Here is a 20,272-nt window from a genome sequence, read left to right as displayed (position 1 = left end):
GGGTGCCCTCCGGGCGGCTCGAAACGGTGGCTCAGGGGTGATCAAGGCTTCCAGCCTGCCACGAAGCACGGCAAACAGTCACAAAAGGGCCGACCGGACGATCCGGTCAGCCCCAGGAGACAGGCGTGCCGACGCGCTCACCGCACGCGACCGCCGTGCCGCCCGCCGCATCTGCTCGGCGGTGCCGGACACCGGCGCGTGCCGCCAGGTGTCAGAACGCGCGGCGCATCGCCCGATGCGCGATCCCCGCGTCGAGGAACCGAGGCCCGTACGCCGTGTACCCCAGCCGCTCGTAGAAACCCAGCGCGCCGATCTGCGCGTGCAGGTCGATCGCGGTCAGCCCGCGCTTCCCGGCCGCGTCCTTGATGCCCCGCACCAGCGCTGCGCCGACGCCGAGCCCGCGCGCCGCCACCCGGACCGCGAGCCGGCCCAGCGAGCCGACCTCCGGCCCCGCACCGGTCCGCCCGGCCGCGTCCGCCCCGTGCAGCAGCCGCCCGGTGCCCAGCGGCGTCCCGTCCGCGGCCACCGCCAGGACGTGCACCGCGGTGGCGTCGAGGGCGTCGTACTCCAGGTCGGCGGGTACGCCCTGTTCGACCACGAAGACCTCCTTGCGCACGGCGAAGCAGGCGTCGACGTCCTCGGGGCCCTCGGCCACCCGCACCGTGCAGGAGGTCACCGGGTCACTCGCTCTCGGCGCGGATCACGCCCAGCGCGTGCTGCAGGTCGTCGGGGTAGGGGCTCTCGAACTCGACCCACTCGCCGTCGCCGGGGTGCGAGAAGCCGAGCCGCATCGCGTGCAGCCACTGCCGGGTCAGGCCCAGGCGCTTGGCCATGGTGGGGTCGGCGCCGTACGTTACGTCGCCGACGCAGGGGTGGCGGTGGGCGGACATGTGCACGCGGATCTGGTGCGTGCGGCCGGTCTCCAGCTTGATGTCGAGCAGGGAGGCCGCACGGAACGCCTCGATGAGGTCGTAGTGCGTGACGGACGGCTTGCCCTCCGCCACGACGGCCCACTTGTAGTCGTGGTTCGGGTGCCGGCCCACGGGGGCGTCGATCGTGCCGCTCATCGGGTCGGGGTGGCCCTGGACCAGCGCGTGGTAGCGCTTGTCGACCGTACGCTCGCGGAACTGCGTCTTCAGGGAGGTGTACGCGCGCTCCGACTTGGCGACGACCATCAGGCCGGACGTGCCGACGTCGAGCCGGTGCACGATGCCCTGGCGCTCGGCCGCGCCGGACGTGGAGATCCGGTACCCGGCGGCGGCGAGACCACCGATCACGGTCGTGCCGGTCCAGCCGGGGCTGGGGTGGGCGGCGACGCCGACCGGCTTCACGATCACCAGGACGTCGTCGTCGTCGTGGATGATCTCCATGCCCTCGACGGGCTCGGCGACGATCTGTACCGGGGTGGGCGGCGCGGGCATCTCGACTTCGAGCCAGGCTCCGCCGTGCACGCGTTCGGACTTCCCGACCACCGAGCCGTCGACCTGGACCTTTCCGGCAGCGGCGAGCTCGGCCGCCTTGGTCCGGGAAAACCCGAACATCCGGGAAATGGCGGCGTCGACGCGCTCGCCCTCCAGGCCATCGGGAACGGGCAGGGTGCGGATCTCGGGAATCGTACTCACCCGTCGAGTATGCAGGACCCCACCGACAAGCCTTACCGAAAGCCGCCCCCGCCCCCTGGCGACGGGCCTTCGGCCTGCCCCGCCCGACTCCCCCGCGACGGGCACTGCCGCCCGGCCCCGCCCGGCGGCGCGTCGGTCCTCGTCAGTCCTTGTGCACGGTCCCGTCCGGGTCCAGGCCCCGGAACGACAGGATCACGATCAGGATGCCGCCGCAGACGATCGCCGAGTCGGCGAGGTTGAAGACGGCGAAGTTCGCGGGCGCGATGAAGTCGACCACCGCCCCTTCCAGGAAGCCGGGCGTACGGAAGATCCGGTCCGTGAGGTTGCCCAGCGCCCCGCCGAGCAGCAGCCCCAGCGCGATCGCCCACGGCGTGCTGTAGAGCTTGCGCGCCAGTCGGGCGATCACCACGATCACGGAGGTCGCGATGAGGGTGAAGATGATCGTGAACGCCTCGCCGAAGCCGAACGCGGCGCCCGCGTTGCGGATCGCCCGGAACTGCAGCAGCTCGCCGATCACGTCGATCGTCTCGCCGCTGGGCTCCAGCTTGGCCACCACCAGCAGCTTCGTGCCGAGGTCCAGGGCGTAGGCGAGCAGCGCGATCACGAACAGGGCCGCGAGCTTCCGCTTCCCCCGCGCGGCCGGCACCGCCTCGCCCTCGGCCTGCCCGGACCCGTCCTGGGTCTGGCCCGCCGCACTTGCGGCCCGGCCGGCCTCCGCCTCGTCTGCGGGCTCCCCGGTGCGCGCGGATCCTCCCGCGCCGTCCCCGGCAGCCCGCCCCGCAGCAGCGCTCTCGACCTCCGAGGGCTGCTCCGGTTCGGCTCCTCCCACATCTGGCGTACCGATGATGCGCTCCGCCTCTGCCACGTAAGTCCCTCGCCCTCAAACCCGAATGAGCACGAGGGTACGGCACACCCGTACGGACCCCGAGCCCCCGCGACCGCGCCCCCGCGGCTCCTGGGACCGCGCGGGCCGCCCGGGGCCCGCCCCGCGAGGCCGGGGTGAGGGGTCCGGGGGAGGGACGGCCCGGCACCGGGCCGCACCCCACCCGACGCGGCCTCCGCTCCACGCCCGCGCAACGTGAGCGGACGGGTCGCGCCCGCGCGGCGTGCGTGGACGGGATGCCGCGTGAGCGCCCCGACGCCCTGGCCCGGCAAGGGACGGGACGGGGCGGGGCGGGGCGGGAAGTCTCGCGAGCGCCTCCTCAGTACCGCCTCTCCTGCTTCTGCTTGCACTCCACGCACAGCGTCGCCCGCGGGAACGCCTGCATCCGTGCCTTCCCGATCGGCTTCCCGCAGTTCTCGCAGACGCCGTACGTCCACGCGTCCAGCCGGTCCCGCGCGTGTTCCGTCTGCTCCAGCATCTCCCGGGCGTTGGCGGCCAGCGACATCTCGTGCTCGCGGGTGATGTTCTTGGTTCCGGTGTCGGCGTCGTCGTCGCCCGCCCCGTCCCCGGAGTCGCGCATCAGCCCGCTCAGCGCCTCCTCGGCAGCCGCGATCTCGGCGCGCAGCCGCAGGATCTCGCTGTCCAGCTCCGCCCGCGCCTCGGAGACCTCCGCCGGGGTCCAGGGGTCCTCCCCCGGCCGCACGGCCAGTTCGCCCGGCACCACCCCGGTGGTCGCGCGCGCCGCCGGCACCGCCTTCTTCCCGGCCGTCGCGGCCCCGCCCGGACTCTTCTTCGCAACCACCGTCTCGGCTCCCGTCTCCGCGGCCTCGGCCGCCGCCTCGGCCGCGGGTGCGGCCTGTCTCCCGGCTTCTCCGGCGGGCGCCGCCGAAGCCGTCTTCCCGGCCGCGGCCCTCTTGGCCGGAGCCTTCTTCACCGCTGTCTTCGCCGCCTTCGCCGCCGGGGACTTCTTCGCCGTCTTCCCGGCGGCGGAGGCGGTCCGCTTCACGGGCGCCGCCGCGTGCTCGCTGCCGCCCGCCCCGACGCTCTGCTCCTCCTCGGCGGGCTGCTTTCCGGCCGCCGCTCCGGTGGTTCTCTTCGACGCCGTCTTCTTCGTTCCGGCGGTCTTGTCAGCCACCATGGCCGCGGCCCCTTCACATATTGTGATCTTGCACGCGAATCGTGCTGGGACGATAAATCGGCCTCGGCGCCGCGGCAACGGGGGATTCCGCCGGTCGTGCCCTCCCCTACGCCGTATCGAGACGAACCTGCATCCGTTGTGCCCAGCTCTCCGCCGGGTAATCGCCCCACGCGCGCGCGTGCGCACTCCGCCCGCCCCCGTATGGCCATTCGGGTGTCACTCGCGCCGCCCGCCCCGCGCCGCGCCCTTCCCGCGCCCGCCCCGGAAGAGCTGTCTGCGGCCGTCTGCCCCGGCCCGTACACTGGCCGGAGCGAAAGGCGTCGATGGGGCCGAGTAGCGCCGCACGCAGCGATGAGCGATCCGGGGACGGTGAGAGCCCGGGGGCGAGCACGGCGTGAAGCATCACCCCGGAGCCGCCGGAAGAAAGTCCGCCGCAGCCGGGCGGACGACTAGACCCGGCATCGCGCCCCTAATGAGGGGGCCGCGGACGCACGTCGTCCGAGGTCAAGGAGGGTGGTACCGCGGGAGCAGCACGATCGCTCTCGTCCCTCCGACGGAAGCCACCAGTCCGCCGGAGGAAGAGCGCCCGATGACACCGCCGCAGTACAACCCGGTCCCCGCACAGGTCGACCTGCCCGCCCTGGAACACGCCGTGCTCGACTTCTGGGAGCAGGCCAAGGTCTTCGCCAAGTCCCTCGAAGCCTCCGAGGGCCGCCCCGAGTGGGTCTTCTACGAGGGTCCGCCGACCGCCAACGGCATGCCCGGCGCCCACCACATCGAAGCCCGCGTCTTCAAGGACGTCTTCCCCCGCTTCCGTACGATGCAGGGCTACCACGTGGGCCGGAAGGCGGGCTGGGACTGCCACGGCCTGCCCGTCGAGCTGGCGGTCGAGAAGGAACTCGGCTTCAGCGGCAAGCAGGACATCGAGAACTACGGCATCGCCGCGTTCAACGACAAGTGCCGCGAGTCCGTCACCCGCCACACCGACGCCTTCGCCGAGCTGACCCAGCGGATGGGCTACTGGGTCGACCTGGACGACGCGTACCGGACCATGGACCCGGAGTACGTCGAGTCCGTCTGGTGGTCCTTGAAGGAGATCTTCAACAAGGGCCTGCTCACCCAGGACTACCGGGTCGCCCCCTGGTGCCCCCGCTGCGGCACCGGCCTCTCCGACCACGAGCTGGCGCAGGGCTACGAGACGGTCGTCGACCCGTCGGTCTTCGTCCGCTTCCCGCTGACCGGCGGCCCCCTCGCGGGCGAGGCCGCGCTCCTGGTCTGGACGACCACCCCCTGGACCCTGGTCTCCAACACGGCCGTCGCCGCGCACCCGACGGTCCGCTACGTCGTCGCCACCGACGGCACGGAGAAGCTCGTCGTCGCCGAACCGCTCCTGGAGAAGGCCCTCGGCGAGGGCTGGTCGGTGACCGGCGAGTCCTTCACCGGCGCCGAGATGGAGCGCTGGACCTACCAGCGCCCCTTCGAGCTGGTGGAGTTCCCGAGTGCGAGCGGGGCAACCGACGGGACCGGCCCTTCCGGGGCCCACTTCGTCGTCAACGCCGACTACGTCACCACCGAGGACGGCACCGGCCTCGTCCACCAGTCCCCCGCCTTCGGCGCCGACGACCTCGTGGTCTGCAAGTCGTACGGCCTGCCGGTGGTGAACCCGGTCCGCCCCGACGGCACCTTCGAGGAGGAGATCCCGCTCGTCGGCGGCGTGTTCTTCAAGAAGGCCGACGAGCAGCTCACCGCCGACCTGGACGCCCGTGGTCTGCTGTTCCGGCACGTCCCCTACGAGCACAGCTATCCGCACTGCTGGCGCTGTCACACCGCGCTGCTCTACTACGCGCAGCCGTCCTGGTACGTCCGTACGACCGCCGTCAAGGACCGTCTGCTCGAAGAGAACGAGAAGACCAACTGGTTCCCGGACTCGGTCAAGCACGGACGCTTCGGCGACTGGCTCAACAACAACATCGACTGGGCCCTGTCCCGCAACCGCTACTGGGGCACCCCGCTGCCCATCTGGCGCTGCGAGGACGACCACCTCACCTGTGTGGGCTCCCGCGCCGAGCTCTCCGAGCTGTCCGGTCAGGACCACAGCGCCCTGGACCCGCACCGCCCCTACATCGACGACGTCACCTTCGGCTGCACGCACGACGGCTGCACCCTGACGGCGACGCGCGTGCCCGAGGTCATCGACGCCTGGTACGACTCGGGTGCGATGCCGTTCGCGCAGTGGGGTTACCCGTACAAGAACAAGGACGTCTTCGAGAAGCGCTACCCGGCGCAGTTCATCTCGGAGGCCATCGACCAGACCCGCGGCTGGTTCTACACGCTGATGGCCGTCGGCACCCTGGTCTTCGACAAGTCGTCGTACGAGAACGTGGTCTGCCTCGGCCACATCCTCGCCGAGGACGGCCGCAAGATGTCCAAGCACCTGGGCAACATCCTCCAGCCCATCCCCCTGATGGACCAGCACGGCGCGGACGCGGTGCGCTGGTTCATGGCGGCCGGCGGCTCCCCGTGGGCGGCCCGGCGGGTCGGCCACGGCACCATCCAGGAGGTCGTCCGCAAGACCCTCCTGACGTACTGGAACACCGTCGCCTTCCAGGCCCTGTACGCCCGCACGTCCTCGTGGGCGCCCAGCGCCGCCGACCCGGCGCCCGCGGAGCGCACGGTCCTCGACCGCTGGCTGCTCTCCGAGCTGAACGCCCTGGTCGACCAGGTCACCCAGGCCCTGGAGGCGTACGACACCCAGCGCGCGGGCAAACTCCTGTCGGCCTTCGTCGACGACCTCTCCAACTGGTACGTACGCCGCTCCCGCCGCCGCTTCTGGCAGGGCGACAAGGCCGCGCTGCGCACCCTGCACGACGTCGTCGAGACGGTGACCCGTCTGATGGCCCCGCTGACCCCCTTCATCACGGAGCGGGTCTGGCAGGACATGGTCGTCCCCGTCACCCCGGACGCGCCCGAATCCGTCCACCTCGCCTCCTGGCCGGAGCCCGACCCGGCCGCCATCGACCCCACGCTCTCCACCCGGATGGCGCTGGTGCGCAGGCTGGTCGAGCTGGGCCGCGCCACCCGCGCGGAGTCGGGCGTCAAGACCCGCCAGCCGCTCTCCCGGGCCCTGGTGGCGGCCAACGGCTTCGCCGCCCTCTCCCCGGAACTCCGGGCGCAGATCACCGAGGAGCTCAACGTCTCCTCCGTCGCCCCCCTCTCCGAGGTCGGCGGCTCCCTCGTCGACACGACCGCCAAGGCGAACTTCCGCGCCCTCGGCAAGCGCTTCGGCAAGGGCGTCCAGGACGTCGCGAAGGCGGTGGCCGCGGCCGACGCGGCAGCCCTCTCCCTCGCCCTGCGGGACGGCGAGGCCCCCCTCGTCGTCAACGGCGAGACCATCGTCCTCACCCCCGACGAGGTGATCATCACGGAGACCCCGCGCGAGGGCTGGTCCGTCGCCTCGGACTCCGGTGCCACGGTCGCCCTCGACCTGGAGATCACCCCGGAACTGCGCAAGGCGGGCCTCGCCCGCGACGCGATCCGTCTGATCCAGGAGGCCCGCAAGAACAGCGGCCTGGACGTCGCCGACCGCATCGCCGTCCGCTGGACCTCCACGAACCCCGAAACGACCGAGGCGCTCACCGCCCACGCGTCCCTCATCTCGGACGAGGTCCTGGCCACGGAGTACGAGGAGGGCGCGGCGGACGAGTCGTTCGGCGCCCCGTTCACCGACGAGGCCCTCGCGCTGACCTTCCAGCTGCGCAAGGTCTGACCGCCCGCGTCACCCACCCGTCAGGGCCCGGAGGCACCAGCCTCCGGGCCCTGCTCGTCAGCCTCCGGGCCCTGCTCGTTCCCGCGTAGCCGTTGCCGTACCCCGTACTCCGCCGGAGCCCGGACACGCGAAGGGCGAAAGGGGCGGGCCCCGGGACCGAAGTCCCGGGGCCCGCACCTCGCCTGCCGACGGCTACGCGCTCATCACGCGCACCGACCGCCTCAGTTGTCGTCCTCGTCGATCAGGAACCCGCGCATCGGCGAAGGCGCCTGCTGCATCGGCTGCTGGCCCTGCGGCCGCACCGGCGCCATCGGCTGGGTCATCGCCGGGGCCATCTGCTGCTGCCCCCCGTACGACTGCGCGCCGTTCGACTGGCCGTTGCCCATCGAGGGGCCGCCCATCGACGGGTTGCCGCCCATGGAGTGCCCCATGGACGAGGCGCCGGCGGGTGCCATCGTGCTGCTCATCTGCGGGGCCGGCGGCAGCGAAGCCGTCGCCGGGGTGCGCGGCGGAGCCAGCGAGTCGTCCGCCTGGGTCTCCAGCTGACGCAGCTGCGACTCCAGGTAGGACTTCAGCCGGGTCCGGTACTCGCGCTCGAAGCCGCGCAGGTCCTCGACCTTGCGCTCCAGCGTGGCGCGGGCGGACTCCAGGGAGCCCATCGCGACGCGGTGCTTCTCCTGCGCGTCCCGCTCCAGTGCGTCCGCCTTGGCGCGGGCGTCGCGCTCCAGGCCCTCGGCGCGCGAACGGGCCTCGCCGACGATCTTGTTGGCCTCGGAACGGGCCTCCGCGATCGCCTGGTCGGCGGTCTGCTGCGCCAGCGAGAGCACGCGGGCGGCACTGTCGCCACCGGGCTGCTGCATCTGCTGCTGCGGCGGCTGCTGCTGCATCGGGTTCTGCCCCATGGGGCCACCCATCGGACCCTGGCCCATGCCCTGACCCATGCCGCCCTGCATCGGACCGCCCTGACCCTGCATAGGACCGCCCTGGCCCTGCATCGGACCGCCCTGGCCCTGCATCGGGCCGGGACCGTGCTGACCCTGCATCGGACCCTGACCCATCGGGCCCGGACCGTGCTGGCCCTGCTGGGGGCCGGGACCGTGGCCGCCGGGGCCGGCGGGCAGCTGCGGCGGGCCGGGAAGCTGGGGCTGGCCCATCTGCGGCGGCTGCTGCTGCTGCTGTTGCTGCTGAGGCGGTCCGGATATGGCCGCGGGGACGGGTGCACCCGGACCACCGGGGCGGTTGTCCTGCTGCTCCGGCTTGCGCATGCCCTGCTGCTGCTGGTTCTGCGCGGCCGCGCGGGTCGCCGCGGCCAGCTTGGCGCGCAGGTCCTCGTTCTCGCGGAGCAGTCGGGTCAGTTCGGACTCGACCTCGTCGAGGAAGGCGTCAACCTCGTCCTCGTCATAGCCTTCTCGCAGGCGGACGGTCGTGAACTGCTTGTTCCGCACGTCCTCGGGGGTCAGCGGCATCTCTTCTTCACCTCTACGTAGTCGTCGGCAGTCGGCAAGACCGTATCGCTCACATCCCGCGCCCAATGTTGTTCACAACACTGATCAGGATGTAGACGATGATCATCAGAACGAAGAAGGACAGGTCGAGTGCCACGCCCCCGAGACGCAGCGGCGGAATGAACCGCCGCAGAAGCTTGAGCGGTGGATCGGTGACAGTGTAGGTGGCCTCAAGAACGACCACCATCGCCTTGCCGGGTTGCCAGGAGCGCGCGAACTGAAACACGTAATCCATGACGAGCCGGAAGATCAGCACGACGAGGAAGCACATCAGCGCGATGTAGATCACGTCCAGTGCGATGCCCATTCCCGTGCGTCCCTCTCCCCTGGCTCTCGCCTCAGTCCGGCCTCGTGGCCGGTTGTTCCGGTCGGTCCTGCTCTCGGCTCCGTCAGCTCTGGTTGAAGAAACCGCCCTCTGCAATACGGGCCTTGTCCTCCGCCGTGACATCGACGTTAGCAGGCGACAACAGGAACACCTTCTGCGTCACTCGCTCAATGCTGCCATGCAGACCGAAGACGAGTCCTGCGGCAAAGTCGACAAGTCGCTTCGCGTCGGTGTCGTCCATCTCCGTGAGGTTCATGATCACCGGAGTGCCCTCGCGGAAGTGTTCCCCGATGGTACGGGCCTCGTTGTAGGTCCGGGGGTGCAGTGTGGTGATGCGGTACGGCTCCCGCTCGGACACGACCTTGGGCATGATCACCGGTGCGTTCTTCTCCAGGCTCGGGCGTTCGGGTGTGATGGATGCCACGGGGGCGATTCGTGCGGGTCGTCCGCTTTCCACCGGAAGTTGGACGGGCTCGCGCGGGGCCGGGGGCTGTACCACTCGTACCGGTTCGTCCCGCTCCCGCTCGACCTGGTGCGGGGGCTGGTGCCGGCGGTGGTCGCGCTCCGGCTCCGGCTCGGGTTCGAAGTCGTCGTCGGGGTCGAAGCCCCGGCCGTCGTACCCATCGTCCTCCACGAGGCCGAGGTAGACCGCCATCTTGCGCATAGCGCCGGCCATTTCCTGAGTCCTCCGCTCTGTGGTGGATCGGCCTCGTCACCAAGTGCCAGCGATCCACTGGGCCTGCCCCTGATAGTGGGGATGACCATATTTTCTGCTGTGGTCCGACTGCTTCGCGACGTTACCCGAGGCGAGGGCGGACGCCGAGCACCGCAGTGCCGACGCGCACATGTGTCGCACCGGCGGCCACCGCCTCGTCCAGATCCGCGCTCATTCCCGCGGACACCATGGTGGCAGCCGGATGAGCGGCGCGCAGGCGGGTCGACATTTCCCGCAGGCGCTCGAAGGCTGCCCGCGGACGCCCGGCGTACTCGCCGGCCAGGGGGGCGACGGTCATCAGGCCGTCCAGCCGGAGTCCCGGCGCCCCGGCGACGGCCGCGGCCAACTCGTCGACGCCGTCCGGGGACACGCCGCCCCGTTCGCCCCGTTCGCCCGATTCCGCGTCCAGGGCCACTTGCAGCAGGCACCCGACCTCGCGCTCCGCCCGTACCGCGGCGGCGGACAGCGTGTGCACCAGTTTCAACCGGTCGACGGACTGCACCTGCTGGGCGTAACCGACCACCGAGCGCACCTTGTTGGTCTGCAACTGACCGACGAAGTGCCAGGTCAGCGGCAGGTCGGCGCACTGGGCCGCCTTGGGGGCGGCGTCCTGGTCCCGGTTCTCGGCGACGTGCCGGACCCCCAGTTCGGCGAGCAGACGCACATCGCTCGCCGGGTAGGTCTTGGTGACCACGATCAGGGTCACCTCGTCACGCGCGCGCCCGACAGCCGCACACGCGGAGGAGATACGTTCCTCCACCTGTGCCAGGTTCGAGGCGAGGCGGTCCTTGCGCTCCGGGAGCCCCAGGGCGCCCGCGTCTTCCGTACGGTCCGTCATGTCCTACCCGTCCAACCAGACATAACCGGCGAGCCGTCCCGTGGTGCGGTCCCGCCGGTAGGAGAAGTGGTCGCCCGACTCGCGCGTGCACACCGGCGACCGCGACCGCCTGCGCACCCCGAGCGCCGCGAGCTGGGCGTGCACTCCGGCGCTCACGTCGACCGCCGGGGTGCCCCAGCTGGTCTCGGCGAAGGACGCCGGTTCGATCGCGGCGGCGTCGGCGCGCATCCGTGCGGGCACCTCGTAGCAGCGTCCGCACACGGCGGGGCCGGTCCAGGCGGTGGTGCGGGAGGGCTCGGCGCCCAGCGACATCATGGCCTTCACCGCTGCCGGCACCACCCCGGCGAGCATCCCGGGCCGTCCCGCGTGCGCGGCGGCGACGACACCGGCGACCGGGTCGGCCAGGAGCACGGGGGTGCAGTCCGCGGTCAGCACGGCGAGCGCGAGTCCCCTGCGGGCGGTGACGACCGCGTCGACGGCCGGGATCTCGGCCCCCGCGGGCCACGGCCCGTCGACCACGGCCACGTCCCGCCCGTGCACCTGGTTCATCCAGACCACCTGCGCCGGGTCGAGCCCCAGGGACGCGGCGGCCAGGCGGCGGTTCTCGCGCACGGCGTCGGGGTCGTCGCCGACCGCGCCGCCGAGGTTGAGCTCCTCGTACGGAACGGCGCTCACCCCGCCCCACCTGTCGGTGAAGGCGAAGTGCGCGCCGTTCTCGTCGTTGCGCTCTCTCACTTAGGGGCGTCCGGTCACTTCAGGAAGTCCGGCACGTCCAGCTCCTCGGCCGCGCTGTCCGCGTACGAGGGGCGGGCCGGCGGGACGTGCGGCGAAGCGGGCGGTGCCGTGACCTCGTTGACCGGCGCGGGCTGCTCGGCCGGGGCCGGGGCCTCCTCGCGGATCGGCACGGAGCCGATGCCGGTCGGCCGCGACGTCGGTTCCGGCGCCGGGCGCGAGACGGGGGCGCTCTCCTCGCGCTTGCCCGCCCCCGCGCCCAGTACGTTCTCGCGCCGGGCCGGGGGCTGCCCGCCGTCGAATCCGGCGGCGATGACGGTGACCCGTACCTCGTCGCCCAGGGCGTCGTCGATGACGGCGCCGAAGATGATGTTGGCCTCGGGGTGCGCCGCCTCGCTGACCAGCTGGGCGGCCTCGTTGATCTCGAAGAGACCGAGGTCGGAGCCGCCGGAGATGGAGAGCAGGACGCCGCGGGCGCCGTCGATGGAGGCTTCGAGGAGCGGCGAGGAGATCGCCATCTCCGCCGCCGCCACCGCACGGTCGTCGCCGCGCGCCGAGCCGATGCCCATGAGCGCCGAACCGGCCTCGGACATGACCGACTTGACGTCGGCGAAGTCGAGGTTGATCAGGCCCGGGGTGGTGATCAGGTCGGTGATGCCCTGGACGCCCGAGAGCAGGACCTGGTCGGCCGACTTGAACGCGTCGAGCACGCTGACCTGGCGGTCGCTGATCGACAGCAGCCGGTCGTTGGGGATGACGATGAGGGTGTCGACCTCTTCGCGGAGCTGGGCGATGCCGTCCTCCGCCTGGTTCGCGCGCCGCCGGCCCTCGAAGGTGAACGGGCGGGTGACCACGCCGATCGTCAGGGCGCCCAGCGAACGGGCGATGTTGGCGACCACGGGGGCGCCACCGGTTCCGGTGCCGCCGCCTTCGCCTGCCGTCACGAAGACCATGTCGGCCCCCTTGAGGACCTCCTCGATCTCCTCGCGGTGGTCCTCGGCCGCCTTGCGGCCGACGTCGGGGTTGGCGCCTGCGCCAAGTCCTCGGGTGAGTTCGCGGCCGACGTCCAGCTTGACGTCGGCGTCGCTCATCAACAGCGCTTGCGCGTCGGTGTTGATGGCGATGAACTCGACGCCCTTCAGACCGACCTCGATCATCCGGTTGATGGCATTGACACCACCGCCGCCGACACCGATGACCTTGATGACTGCGAGGTAGTTCTGCGGTGCTGCCACGTCGAAGGCCTCTCGCCTCGATTTACGTGCCGCCACGGAGTTTGCAGCGCCGCGACGACTGATGCCGATTTGGGACGGTCCGAACGCCGACCCGAACCCTAACGCTGAAGTTTAGGGTTACCAGTGTGTCTGTCCCTTGGACTCTTCCGAACAGGACACTAAGTCGACAAGTGGTGCGCGTTCAACGAACACGCCGAACCTCCCGTTTTTCTTTTCACCCTATGTGATCACCCATATCCCTGACCAACCAGGGGGTTGACCGGCCCAAAGGCCCGTCAACTCCCGGACGCGGCAGGGGCGGTGGGGGCACTTACGTCGAAGTGTCCCGCTTCGGGCACTGCTTTCATGAGAGCGAGCAGCGCACGGGACTTCGCCGCGTTGTCCTCGCCGCTGCCCCAGAAGGCGCTGCGGCCGGAGCCGAGTTCCAGTGTGATCGAGTCGTACGAAGTCACCTTCACCGCCGTCAGGTTACGGGCCACGGCGGCCGGGAGTTCACCGGTGACGCGCACCGCCTCGTCCAGCAGGCGCTGTTCGCCGAACCGGCGCAGGCTCGGGGAGCGCTGGGCCGCCAGCTTCAGAAGGGGTACCCCGTGCGGAGCTTTCGTCACAGTGGCGAACCGCACACCGTTGCGGTCCACTTCGGTGAACCTCCCGCCCTTTTCGACGAGGAGCACCGGCTTTCGCTCCGTCACTTTCAGTCCGATTCCGTGCGGCCACGCCCGGACCACGTCGATCGTGTCGATTCGGGGCAGTTCGGCGCGCAGACGGTCCTCGACGGCACCGGTGTCGACCGAGATCATGGGCACACCGGTCGGCACGGCGGCGGTCCGCAGCACCTCGTCGGGCGACAGGACCCGGGTGCCGCTGGTCGTCACCCGTTCCACGCGCAGCCACTGGGAGCCGTAGAGCGCCCAGACCCCGCCGCCGGCGAGCAGGACGGCGACCGCGAGGAGGAGGACGACCGGGCGGCTGACCGGAAGCCGAAACCGCCCTCCCGAACGCCCCGTTCGAGGCGGGCGGGGGGTGGCCGGACCCGGTTGCTGTCGTGCGCCGCGTTCGCGGGTCGTCGGTCCGGCCACGTGGGTTGCCGCCTCCTGCGTCGGGGGCCGGTCAGCCGGCCCGGTGTGCTGCGATCGCCTGGTACACCATGCCGACGAGCAGCTCGTCGGCGTCCCGGCGGCCGAACTCCGAGGCCGCGCGCGACATCTCGTACAGCCGGTGCGGGTCGGAGAGCACCGGCAGGACGTTGCCCTGCACCCACTCGGGGGTGAGCAGCGCGTCGTCCACCAGCAGTCCGCCGCCGGCGTTGACCAGCGGCTGCGCGTTCAGCCGCTGTTCGCCGTTGCCGATGGGCAGCGGGACGTAGGCGGCCGGCAGCCCGACGGCGGAGAGTTCGGCCACCGTCATGGCGCCCGCACGGCAGAGCATCATGTCGGCCGCGGCGTACGCCAGGTCCATCCGGTCCACGTACGGTACCGGGATGTAGGGCGGCATACCGGGCATGTTGTCCACGCGCGGCAGTTCGTTCTTCGGGCCGACCGCGTGCAGGATCTGGATTCCGGCGCGCTGGAGGTACGGGGCGGCCTGCTGGACGACCTCGTTGAGGCGCCGCGCGCCCTGCGAGCCGCCGGAGACCAGCAGCGTCGGCAGGTTCGGGTCGAGCCCGAACGCGGCGCGCGCCTCGGGGCGCACGGCGGCCCGGTCGAGGGTGGCGATCGAGCGGCGCAGCGGGATGCCCACGTAGCGGGCGCCGCGCAGCTTGCTGTCGGGGGTGGAGACGGCGACGGCCGCCGCGTACCGGGAGCCGATCTTGTTGGCGAGGCCGGGGCGGGCGTTGGCCTCGTGGACGATGATCGGCACTCCGAGGCGCTTGGCCGCGAGGTAGCCGGGCAGGGCCACGTAGCCGCCGAAGCCGACGACGCAGTCGGCCTTGGTGCGCTCCAGGATCTGCTCGGCGGCCTTGATGGTGCCGCGCAGCCGCCCGGGGACCGTGATCAGCTCCGGGGTGGGTTTGCGGGGCAGCGGCACGGCCGGGATGAGGCCGAGTTCGTAGCCGCGCTCGGGGACCAGTCTGGTCTCCAGACCGCGCTCCGTGCCGAGGGCCGTGATGCCCACAGTGGGGTCCTGCCTGCGCAGGGCGTCCGCGAGGGCGAGCGCGGGCTCGATGTGGCCGGCGGTCCCCCCGCCGGCGAGTACGACATGCACCGAAATTCACCGCTCTCCGGACGGACGCTTGGTAACGCGCCGTCTCATCGTCTTCCATCTCGTCCCGGGCCGCCTCATGGCCAGTGCGCCCCGCGCCGCCGGGTCCTGACGCGCGAAGGCGATCAGCAACCCTACGGCGAACATGGTCGGAAGCAGGGCCGAGCCCCCGTACGAGAACAGCGGGAGCGGGACACCGGCGATCGGCAACAGGCCGAGCACCGCACCGATGTTGACCACGGCCTGCGCCATGATCCAGGTGGTCACGCCTCCCGCGGCGTACCTCACGAAGGGGTCCTCCGTGCGTCCGGCCACGCGGATACCCGCATAGCCTAGAGCCGCGAACAGGGCGAGTACCGACAGCGTCCCCGCCAGACCAAGTTCCTCGCCGGTGATGGCGAAGATGAAGTCGTTGTGGGGCTCGGGGAGTTGACCCCATTTTTCCACACTCGCACCCAGCCCGGATCCGAACCAGCCGCCGGAGGCGAGGGCGTAGATTCCGTGCACGGCCTGCTGGCAGCGGTCGCCGATCATCTCGCTCTGCAGCACGCATTCGAGCCGGGACATCCGGTTGGGGCTGGAGGTGACCAGCAGGAAGCCGAGGGTGGCGGACACCGCGAGCACCCCCACGAACAGCCGGGTGGGCGCGCCCGCCAGCCACAGCAGGCCGAACAGGATGGCGGCGAGGATCACCGCGGTGCCCATGTCGCCGCCGAGCATGATCAGGCCCAGCAGCATGAAGGCGACCGGGACGAGCGGCACCAGCATGTGCTTCCACTGCGCGAGGAGGTTCTTGTCCTGTTTGCGGGCGAGCAGGTCGGCGCCCCACAGGATCAGCGCCAGCTTGCCGAACTCGCTGGGCTGGAGCTGGAAGGGGCCGCCGACGGAGATCCAGTTCTGGTTGCCGTTGACCGCGTGCCCTATCCCGGGGACCTGCACGAGCGCCATCAGGAAGACCGTGCCCGCCAGCAGCGGGTAGGACAGCGCGCGGTGCAGCTTGAGCGGCATGCGGGAGGCGATCAGCAGCAGGACGCCGCCGATGCAGGCGGCCAGGAGCTGCTTGCGGAAGAAGTACGAGCCGGGCAGGTCGAAGCGCAGTGCCTGGATCATCGAGGCGGAGTAGACCATCACCAGGCCGAGGCCGGTGATCAGCAGCGAGCTGCCCAGGATGACGTAGTACGCCGTCAGGGGCCGGTCCCAGGCCCTGTGGAGCTGCTCGTACAGCCTCCGGGGACCGCTGGGGCCGCGGAGGCGGCCGGGGCCCGTTCCGCCGCGCGGGGCGGCGGAACGGCTGCCTGACGTTCTTCTGGCCGTGACCGGCATCTCGGTGGTCCCCTCCGACGACAGGTGCGCTGATGGGCCGGGGCCGGTCGCCGGCCGGGGTGTCTAGTGGCCTTCGTCCGCCCGGGTCGCGGCCAGTTCGCGCACGGCGTCGGCGAATGCCTCGCCGCGCTTGTTGTAGTTGGCGAACATGTCCATCGACGCGCAGGCCGGGGCCATCAGCACCGTGTCCCCCGGGCCCGCGAGTGCGGCCGCCTCGCGGACGGCCGACTCCAGTGCCCCAGTGTCGGTCCGGTCGAGGTCGACCACGGGCACCTCGGGCGCGTGTCGCGCGAGGGCTTCGCGGATCAGCGCACGGTCGGCGCCGATCAGCACGACGCCGCGCAGGCGCGGTGCCGATGTGGCGACGAGGTCGTCGAAGGTGGCGCCCTTGGCGAGCCCGCCGGCGATCCAGACGATGGACTCGTAGGCGGCCAGGGACGCCTCGGCGGCGTGGGTGTTGGTGGCCTTGGAGTCGTCGACGTACGCGACGCCCGCCACGTCCGCCACGTGCTCGATGCGGTGCGCGTCCGGGCGGAAGGCGCGCAGTCCCTCCCGTACGGCCGCGGGCTTCACGCCGTACGCACGGGCCAGCGCGGCGGCCGCGAGGGCGTTGGCGATGTTGTGCGGGGCGGGCGGGCGGACGTCCGCGACCTCGGCGAGCTCCTGGGCGTTCTTCTGCCGGTCGGCGACGAAGGCGCGGTCGACGAGGAGGCCGTCGACGACGCCGAGCTGGGAGGGGCCGGGGGTGTGCAGGGTGAAGCCGATGGCGCGGCAGCCCTCTTCGACGTCGGCCTCGCGGACCAGGTGCTCGGTGGCGGGGTCCGCGGTGTTGTAGACGCAGGCCACCTGGTTGCCCTCGTAGATGCGGCCCTTGTCGGCGGCGTAGGCGTCCATGGAGCCGTGCCAGTCGAGGTGGTCGGGGGCCAGGTTGAGGACGGCTGCGGAGTGGGCGCGCAGGGACGGCGCCCAGTGCAGTTGGTAACTGGAGAGCTCGACGGCGAGGACGTCGTACGCCGCGCCTTCGAGGACGACGTCGACGATCGGGGTGCCGATGTTGCCGACGGCGGCGGTGCGCAGGCCCGCCGCCGTCAGGATCGACGCGAGCATCTGCGTGGTCGTCGTCTTGCCGTTGGTGCCGGTGATCGCCAGCCACGGAGGGGCGTCGGGGCCGCGCAGCCGCCAGGCGATCTCCACGTCGCCGACGACGTCGACGCCGGCCTGCGCCGCGTGCGCGAAGAGCGGGCTGGAGGGCGGCCAGCCCGGCGAGGTGACGACCAGTTCGGTTCCCTCGGGGAGGGAGTGGGCGTCGTTGAGCCGTACGGCGATGCCTTCGCTTTCGAGCTCCGCTGCGCGGGCCCGGTGCGTGGCGCTGTCGCCGCCGTCGACGACGGTGATGCGGGCGCCGCGGCCGGCCAGGGCGCGGGCGGCGCTGACGCCGCTCACGCCGAGGCCGGCGACGGTGACGGCGCGGTCCTCGAAGCTGTAGCCGTTCCCGCTGGTCACTTGCCGGCTGCCCATCCTGCGTAGAAGAGTCCGAGACCGACGATGACGCACATGCCCTGGATGATCCAGAAGCGGACCACGACAAGGACTTCGGACCACCCCTTGAGTTCGAAGTGGTGCTGGAGCGGGGCCATCCGGAAGACCCGCTTGCGGGTCATCTTGAACGAGCCGACCTGGATGACCACCGACATGGTGATGAGGACGAAGAGACCGCCCAGGATGGCCAGGAGCAGTTCCGTGCGGGAGCAGATCGCCAGTCCGGCGAGCGCGCCGCCCAGGGCGAGCGAGCCGGTGTCGCCCATGAAGATCTTGGCGGGCGAGGTGTTCCACCACAGGAAGCCGAAGCAGGAGCCCATCAGGGCCGAGGCGACGACCGCGAGGTCGAGCGGGTCGCGCACCTCGAAGCAGGCGTTCGGGTTGGTGAGGCTGGTGGCGTTGGCGCACGCCTCCTGGAACTGCCACAGGCCGATGAAGGTGTACGCGCCGAAGACCATCACGGAGGCGCCGGTGGCGAGTCCGTCGAGGCCGTCGGTGAGGTTCACGCCGTTCGACATCGCGAGGATCATGAACAGCGCCCACACCACGAACAGCACCGGCGTGATCGACCAGCCGAAGTCCGTGACGAAGGACAGCCGGTCGGAGGCCGGGGTCTGGCCGCGGCTGTCGGCGAAGTTGAGCGAAAGCACCGCGAAGGCGATGCCGACGATCAGCTGGCCGAGCATCTTCGCCTTGGCCCGCAGGCCCAGCGAACGCTGCTTGACGATCTTGATGTAGTCGTCGAGGAAGCCGACCAGGCCCATGCCCGCCATCAGGAACAGCACCAGCACGCCGGACAGCGTCGGCTGACTGGACGTCAGCACCTTCGTCAGGGCGTACGCGATGAGCGTGGCCAGGATGAAGGCGATGCCGCCCATGGTCGGCGTGCCGCGCTTGCCGTGGTGGCCGCGCGGGCCGTCGTCGCGGATGAACTGGCCGTAGCCCTTGCGGGCGAGCAGCTTGATCAGCAGCGGAGTGCCGATGAGCGTCAGGAAGAGGCCGATGGCCCCTGCGAAGAGGATCTGGCTCATGCGCCGGCGACCTCACCCTCGGTGGCGGGTTCGAGCAGTGCCTGGGCGACCGCTTCGAGGCCGACCGACCTGGACGCCTTCACCAGCACGACGTCCCCCGGGCGCAGTTCCTTGCGCAACAGGTCGATCGCCGCCTGCGTGTCGGACACGTGCACCGACTCCTCACCCCACGAACCCTCGTTATAGGCGCCCAGTTGCAGCCAGGACGCTTCCCGGCCCCCGACTGCCACCAGCTTGCTGACGTTGAGCCGGACGGCGAGCCGTCCGACCGCGTCGTGCTCGACGAGCGAGGCGTCTCCCAGCTCGGCCATGTGACCGAGCACCGCCCACGTCCGTCCCCCCCCTGCCCGTGAGGCCTCGCCCATTGCCGCGAGCGCGCGCAGGGCGGCTCGCATGGATTCGGGGTTCGCGTTGTAGGCGTCGTTGACAACCGTCACGCCGTCAGGACGCTCGGTGACCTCCATGCGCCAGCGGGAGAGGGTGCCCGCCTCGGAGAGCGCCACGGCGATCTCGTCTGCGGACATGCCCAGCTCATGGGCGACGGCGGCCGCGGCGAGCGCGTTCGACACGTGGTGCTCACCGTACAGCCGCATGGTCACGTCACCGCACCCGGAGGGTGTGCAGAGCGTGAAGGCCGGCTGTCCCAGCTCCGTCAGGCGCACGTTCTCGGCCCGTACGTCCGCGGACTCGGCCTCGCCGAAGTACAGCACCCGCGCCTTGGTGCGCGAGGCCATCTCCCGTACGAGGCCGTCGTCGGCGTTGAGGACGGCGACGCCGTCCGCGGGGAGCGACTCCACCATCTCGCCCTTGGCGACGGCGATGTTCTCGCGGCTGCCGAACTCGCCGACGTGCGCGGTCCCGACGTTGAGGACGAGACCGATGCGCGGCGGGACGAGCTCGGTCAGGTGGCGGATGTGGCCGATGCCCCGGGCACCCATCTCCAGGACCAGGTGCCGGGTGTCCCCGACGGTCCGCAGGGCGGTGAGCGGGAGGCCGATCTCGTTGTTGAGGCTGCCCTCCGTGTAGACCGTGGGGGCCTTGCGCTCCAGGAGCTGGGCGATCAGGTCCTTGGTGCTGGTCTTGCCCGCGGATCCGGTGAGGGCGACCACGTCGGCGCCCAGTCGTGCCACGACGCTGCGCGCGAGCGCGCCGAGTGCCTCGGTCACGTCGGGGACGACGATCGCGGGCACGCCGACGGGGCGGGTGGCCAGTACGGCCACCGCGCCCGCGTCGACCGCGCGCCGCGCGAAGTCGTGGCCGTCGACGCGTTCACCCGCGTACGCGGCGAAGAGGCTGCCGGGACGGACCTGCCGGGAGTCGATGACGACAGGACCGGTGACGGTGCGGCTCGTGTCCGGTATGTCGTGCGGTTGTCCGCTGACGAGGTCGGCGATCTCGGCGAGGGAGAGGGCGATCAC

The 20,272-nt window shown here is 71.3% G+C and carries 17 protein-coding genes; 1 reads left to right on the top strand and 16 read right to left on the bottom strand.

What is annotated here, in order from left to right:
• Positions 1–211: 211 nt before the first annotated feature.
• The 4 genes from ACQPZG_RS25715 to ACQPZG_RS25700 form a co-directional block, all read right to left on the bottom strand.
• Positions 212–676, bottom strand: coding sequence for a GNAT family N-acetyltransferase (locus tag ACQPZG_RS25715; RefSeq protein ID WP_433548083.1), 465 nt, complete (start codon positions 674–676; stop codon positions 212–214).
• 4 nt (positions 677–680) lie between these two features.
• Entirely contained in the window at positions 681–1,622 is a 942-nt protein-coding gene (locus ACQPZG_RS25710) for an RluA family pseudouridine synthase (protein WP_433548082.1), read from the bottom strand.
• A gap of 142 nt (positions 1,623–1,764) precedes the next feature.
• A complete protein-coding gene (lspA, locus tag ACQPZG_RS25705) occupies positions 1,765–2,487 on the bottom strand; it encodes a signal peptidase II (protein WP_433548081.1) in 723 nt (240 codons plus the stop codon).
• A gap of 337 nt (positions 2,488–2,824) precedes the next feature.
• Entirely contained in the window at positions 2,825–3,643 is an 819-nt protein-coding gene (locus ACQPZG_RS25700; RefSeq protein ID WP_433548080.1) for a TraR/DksA family transcriptional regulator, read from the bottom strand.
• A 589-nt stretch (positions 3,644–4,232) separates the two neighbouring features.
• On the opposite strand from ACQPZG_RS25700, the gene ileS reads away from it, so the two are divergent.
• A complete protein-coding gene (ileS, locus tag ACQPZG_RS25695) occupies positions 4,233–7,409 on the top strand; it encodes an isoleucine--tRNA ligase (RefSeq protein ID WP_433548079.1) in 3,177 nt (1,058 codons plus the stop codon).
• A gap of 221 nt (positions 7,410–7,630) precedes the next feature.
• On the opposite strand, the gene ACQPZG_RS25690 is transcribed toward ileS, so the two are convergent.
• From ACQPZG_RS25690 to ACQPZG_RS25635, 12 genes are all read right to left on the bottom strand, one after another.
• The gene (locus tag ACQPZG_RS25690) at positions 7,631–8,875 is read right to left on the bottom strand and encodes a DivIVA domain-containing protein (protein WP_433548078.1); all 1,245 of its coding nucleotides are present in this window, start codon (positions 8,873–8,875) and stop codon (positions 7,631–7,633) included.
• Positions 8,876–8,924: 49 nt separating this feature from the next.
• Positions 8,925–9,221: a YggT family protein gene (locus ACQPZG_RS25685; RefSeq protein WP_185025697.1), complete on the bottom strand. Its 297-nt coding sequence runs from the start codon at positions 9,219–9,221 to the stop codon at positions 8,925–8,927.
• 82 nt (positions 9,222–9,303) lie between these two features.
• Entirely contained in the window at positions 9,304–9,915 is a 612-nt protein-coding gene (locus ACQPZG_RS25680; protein ID WP_185025699.1) for a cell division protein SepF, read from the bottom strand.
• A gap of 121 nt (positions 9,916–10,036) precedes the next feature.
• Positions 10,037–10,792, bottom strand: a complete 756-nt coding sequence (locus tag ACQPZG_RS25675) for a YggS family pyridoxal phosphate-dependent enzyme (RefSeq protein ID WP_433548077.1) — start codon at positions 10,790–10,792, stop codon at positions 10,037–10,039.
• 3 nt (positions 10,793–10,795) lie between these two features.
• Complete coding sequence (pgeF, locus tag ACQPZG_RS25670; RefSeq protein ID WP_433548076.1) at positions 10,796–11,527, bottom strand: peptidoglycan editing factor PgeF; 732 nt, start codon at positions 11,525–11,527, stop codon at positions 10,796–10,798.
• Between the two features lie 14 nt (positions 11,528–11,541).
• Complete coding sequence (gene ftsZ / locus ACQPZG_RS25665) at positions 11,542–12,759, bottom strand: cell division protein FtsZ (protein WP_433548075.1); 1,218 nt, start codon at positions 12,757–12,759, stop codon at positions 11,542–11,544.
• Positions 12,760–13,034: 275 nt separating this feature from the next.
• Complete coding sequence (locus ACQPZG_RS25660) at positions 13,035–13,838, bottom strand: cell division protein FtsQ/DivIB (RefSeq protein ID WP_433548074.1); 804 nt, start codon at positions 13,836–13,838, stop codon at positions 13,035–13,037.
• 31 nt (positions 13,839–13,869) lie between these two features.
• Positions 13,870–14,964, bottom strand: a complete 1,095-nt coding sequence (murG, locus tag ACQPZG_RS25655) for an undecaprenyldiphospho-muramoylpentapeptide beta-N-acetylglucosaminyltransferase (protein ID WP_185025710.1) — start codon at positions 14,962–14,964, stop codon at positions 13,870–13,872.
• A 6-nt stretch (positions 14,965–14,970) separates the two neighbouring features.
• Entirely contained in the window at positions 14,971–16,284 is a 1,314-nt protein-coding gene (gene ftsW / locus ACQPZG_RS25650; protein WP_433548073.1) for a putative lipid II flippase FtsW, read from the bottom strand.
• Positions 16,285–16,347: 63 nt separating this feature from the next.
• Entirely contained in the window at positions 16,348–17,802 is a 1,455-nt protein-coding gene (murD, locus tag ACQPZG_RS25645) for a UDP-N-acetylmuramoyl-L-alanine--D-glutamate ligase (RefSeq protein WP_433548072.1), read from the bottom strand.
• Positions 17,784–18,854 (bottom strand): phospho-N-acetylmuramoyl-pentapeptide-transferase, encoded by a 1,071-nt coding sequence (gene mraY / locus ACQPZG_RS25640; RefSeq protein WP_433548071.1) that lies wholly within the window; start codon positions 18,852–18,854, stop codon positions 17,784–17,786. The genes murD and mraY overlap by 19 nt, the downstream gene beginning before the upstream one ends.
• Positions 18,851–20,272 carry a UDP-N-acetylmuramoyl-tripeptide--D-alanyl-D-alanine ligase gene (locus ACQPZG_RS25635; RefSeq protein ID WP_433548070.1) on the bottom strand — a complete coding sequence of 474 codons (1,422 nt, stop codon included), beginning with the start codon at positions 20,270–20,272 and terminating at the stop codon, positions 18,851–18,853. Before ACQPZG_RS25635 ends, mraY begins: the two co-directional genes overlap by 4 nt.

It is taken from the genome of Streptomyces sp. CA-294286 (assembly GCF_050947155.1).
Lineage (GTDB): Bacteria > Actinomycetota > Actinomycetes > Streptomycetales > Streptomycetaceae > Streptomyces.
The sequence above is the reverse complement of the archived record's forward strand: the minus strand, read 5'-3'. Positions and strand labels throughout refer to the sequence as shown.